This window comes from uncultured Microbacterium sp., from assembly GCF_963521645.1.
Lineage (GTDB): Bacteria > Actinomycetota > Actinomycetes > Actinomycetales > Microbacteriaceae > Microbacterium.
In genome coordinates, this window is record NZ_CAUQVQ010000141.1 from 1 (window position 1) to 3,132 (window position 3,132).

Genomic DNA, 3,132 nt, shown 5'->3' on the forward strand with positions numbered 1-3,132 from the left:
GACGCGACTGCGCCGAGGGTCAGCGCAGTTCGGCGACCGCGCGGCGGATCGCCTCACGGTCGGGCTTGCCCGATGCCAGGACGTCGAGCGCGTCGACCAGCACCAGCCGCGCGGGTCTCGCATGCCTGCCGAGCTCATCGGCGACGAGGTCGCGCGCGTGCGCGAGCTGCTCCGCCTCACTGCGACGGAGCGCCTCGCCGCGAGCCGCCACGATCACCGAGGCCTCGCCCCAGCGCTCATCGGGCACGGCCACCACGACGGCGCCGCTCAGGCCCGGGACTCGACGGACCACACTCTCGACGCGATCGAGGGAGATGTTCAGGCCGCCGGACACGATCACGTTGTCGGCGCGCCCGTGCACGCGCACCACGCCGTCCTCCACGAGGCCGAGGTCGCCGGTGTGGTACCAGCGCATCCCGTGTTCGTCGCGCGTGAAGGTCTTCGCCGTGAGCTCGCCATCAGCCAGATACCCGTCGGCGAGCATGGGTCCGGCGATCCTCAGCTCTCCCTCCACCGTCCGCACGGCGACCGTGTCGAGCGGGACGCCGTCGTACACGCACCCGCCGCTGGTCTCGGTCGACCCGTACGTGCGGACCAGGCGCACCCCGAGGTCGTCGGCCCTGTCGCGAAGCGGCTGCGGCAGGGCCTGACCGCCGACGAGGACCGCTCGATACGACTGCAGCGCGGCGCGGATCGGCGGGTCGCCTGCGGCATCGAGCAGTGTCGACAGCTGCGCGGGCACGAGAGAGGTGTACAGCTCGGGGATCGAGGCGGATGCGCCGGGCGCGGGACGCAGCATCGAGAGCGTGGAGTCCGCGAAGGACCGGGGGGAGAACCGTCCATCCAGCGCCACCGGATGCGTACCCGCGAGGAGAGACCGGACGATGACCTGCAGCCCGGCGACGTAGCCGGCCGGCAGAGCGAGCAGCCAGCGACCGGATCCGATCCTCGCCGCGGTCGCGTCCGCACTGGCGCGGAGCGCCTCGCCGCTCAGGGCGACGCGCTTGGGGATGCCGCTGGACCCCGAGGTCGCGATCACGACGGCTGTGCCGTCGGGCACGTGGCTCGGAGCGTCGCCGAGCATGCCGAATCCGAGTGCCGGGCCGCCGTCGAGAGCGCGCGCCAACGCCTGGCGGAGCTCGACCGGGTCCTCGGCATCCGTCGACCTCAGTGCGACCATGTCCGCCTCGATCCGTTCGATGCTGTCAGGAGCTCAGTAGTGCCAGGGGAACGAGGTCCAGTCCGGGTCCCTCTTCTCGAGGAACGAGTCGCGTCCCTCGACGGCTTCGTCGGTGCCGTACGCGAGTCGAGTGGCCTCGCCGGCGAACACCTGCTGTCCCACGAGCCCGTCGTCGACCGCGTTGAATGCGAACTTCAGCATGCGGATCGCCGTGGGCGACTTCGTGAGCACGGTGCGGGCCATCTTCAGCGCCTCACGCTCGAGCTCGGCATGCGGCACCACCCGGTTGACGGCTCCGGCCTCGTAGGCGCGCTGCGCCGAGTACTCCTCGGCCAGGAAGAACACCTCGCGGGCGAACTTCTGGCCGGTCTGCCTGGCCATGTACGCCGATCCGTACCCGGCGTCGAAGCTTCCGACGTCGGCATCGGTCTGCTTGAACCGCGCCTCTTCGGCGGAGGCGATCGTGAGATCGCAGACGACGTGCAGCGAGTGCCCTCCGCCGGCCGCCCACCCGGGCACGACGGCGATCACGACCTTGGGCATGAAGCGGATGAGGCGCTGGACCTCGAGGATGTGCAGGCGACCGGCGCGAGCGGGATCGTGCACGGTCGTCTCGTCATCGGAGTACTTGTACCCGTCGCGACCCCGGATGCGCTGGTCGCCACCCGAGCAGAACGCCCATCCGCCGTCCTTGGGGCTCGGGCCGTTGCCGGTCAGCAGCACCGCGCCGATGCGGGGATTCTGCCGTGCGTCGTCGAGCGCGCGGTACAGCTCGTCGACCGTGTGCGGACGGAACGCGTTGCGCACCTCGGGCCTGTTGAACGCGATGCGGGCCACGCCCCCGTCGGTGCTGACGTGGGCGGTGATGTCGGTGTAGTCCTCGGCGCCGGGCGCGAGCACCCATTCGTCCGGGTCGAACAGGTCTGAGACGAATGCGCTGGTCACGGCATCCAGCCTATTCCCGCAGCGGTCGCACACGCAGTCGACGTCACCCGGATGAGGCGACGCCGACTGCCTGTCGTGCTCACGCGCGGCGAGCACGTGCCGTCTTGATCCAGCCGTCGACGATGTCCCACACCGGGAAGGCCACGAGGCCGAAACCGGTGATCACTGCGAGGATGCGCATGGTCTCGTCGGTCACGCCGTTGTCGGTGAAGACATGGCTGAGGAACTCGGGGTTCAGCAGCTCCCCCTGCGCGAGGAGGATCAGAGACCAGACGGAGAACGCCACCGCGAGCGCCGTGTTGATCAGCGCTGCGCCGATCGTCCACCCCCGCCTGGCGTACACGACGACCGCGAGCAGTGCCTCGGCGGCGATCAGGGCGAGGAGGAAGGCGATGCCCCACGGCCACAGGCCGGGATCGAGAATCGCGATCGGCGCCCCCTCGGTCGGGAAGAACCCGATGAAGGCATCCCAGAACACCGCTCCGACGCCAAGCACCAGGAAGACGATCGAGGCGATCGCGTCTGCGCGCCCCGCGCCGTTCTGAGTCGGCTCGGGAAGCTGATCGAGGTTCCACTTCACGCCGGTGTCGGCTCCGGTGCGCTCGAGGATGAAGAACACCAGAGTCACCCAGAACCCGACGTGCACGACGGAGCCGAGGGCGGCCACCACAGCCGTGCCGACGACCTCTCCGGTGGGTGCGCCGGCGATGAGCTGTCCGAGCATCACGCCGCCGAACGCGCAGACCGGAACGATGATGAGCAGCAGCTTGAGCAGCCGCCACCATACGAGGTAGTACTTCGGTCCGATCAGATGCAGGGGACGGTCGGCGAAGCCGGCCGCGAGCACACTCGGGTCGCCCAGCTCCGTGAGCACGGCGCGTTCCGCGTCGTCGCGAGCCTCCCCCTGTTCGAGTCGGGGGGGGGGGGCGGGGGCGGTGGACGCGTGGCGCGCGGCCCCGGCGGCAGGCGGCAACCGGGGGGTGCGGCTGGGGGTGGGGGGGGGGGGG

At 70.6% G+C, this 3,132-nt stretch carries 3 protein-coding genes; all 3 read right to left on the minus strand.

From position 1 onward, the window contains the following. Positions 1-19: 19 nt before the first annotated feature. Positions 20-1,180, minus strand: coding sequence for an AMP-binding protein (locus tag RWO82_RS15375; protein WP_314428403.1), 1,161 nt, complete (start codon positions 1,178-1,180; stop codon positions 20-22). Positions 1,181-1,213: 33 nt separating this feature from the next. Continuing rightward, positions 1,214-2,125 carry a 1,4-dihydroxy-2-naphthoyl-CoA synthase gene (locus RWO82_RS15380; RefSeq protein WP_056515875.1) on the minus strand — a complete coding sequence of 304 codons (912 nt, stop codon included), beginning with the start codon at positions 2,123-2,125 and terminating at the stop codon, positions 1,214-1,216. Between the two features lie 79 nt (positions 2,126-2,204). Next, the gene (locus tag RWO82_RS15385) at positions 2,205-2,999 is read right to left on the minus strand and encodes a hypothetical protein (RefSeq protein ID WP_314428404.1); all 795 of its coding nucleotides are present in this window, start codon (positions 2,997-2,999) and stop codon (positions 2,205-2,207) included. Positions 3,000-3,132: the final 133 nt, after the last annotated feature.

Excerpts from the sequence above, each read along its gene's own strand:
- RWO82_RS15375 (WP_314428403.1), bottom strand. The coding sequence starts at position 1,180 with ATGGTCGCACTGAGGTCGACGGATGCCGAGGACCCGGTCGAGCTCCGC.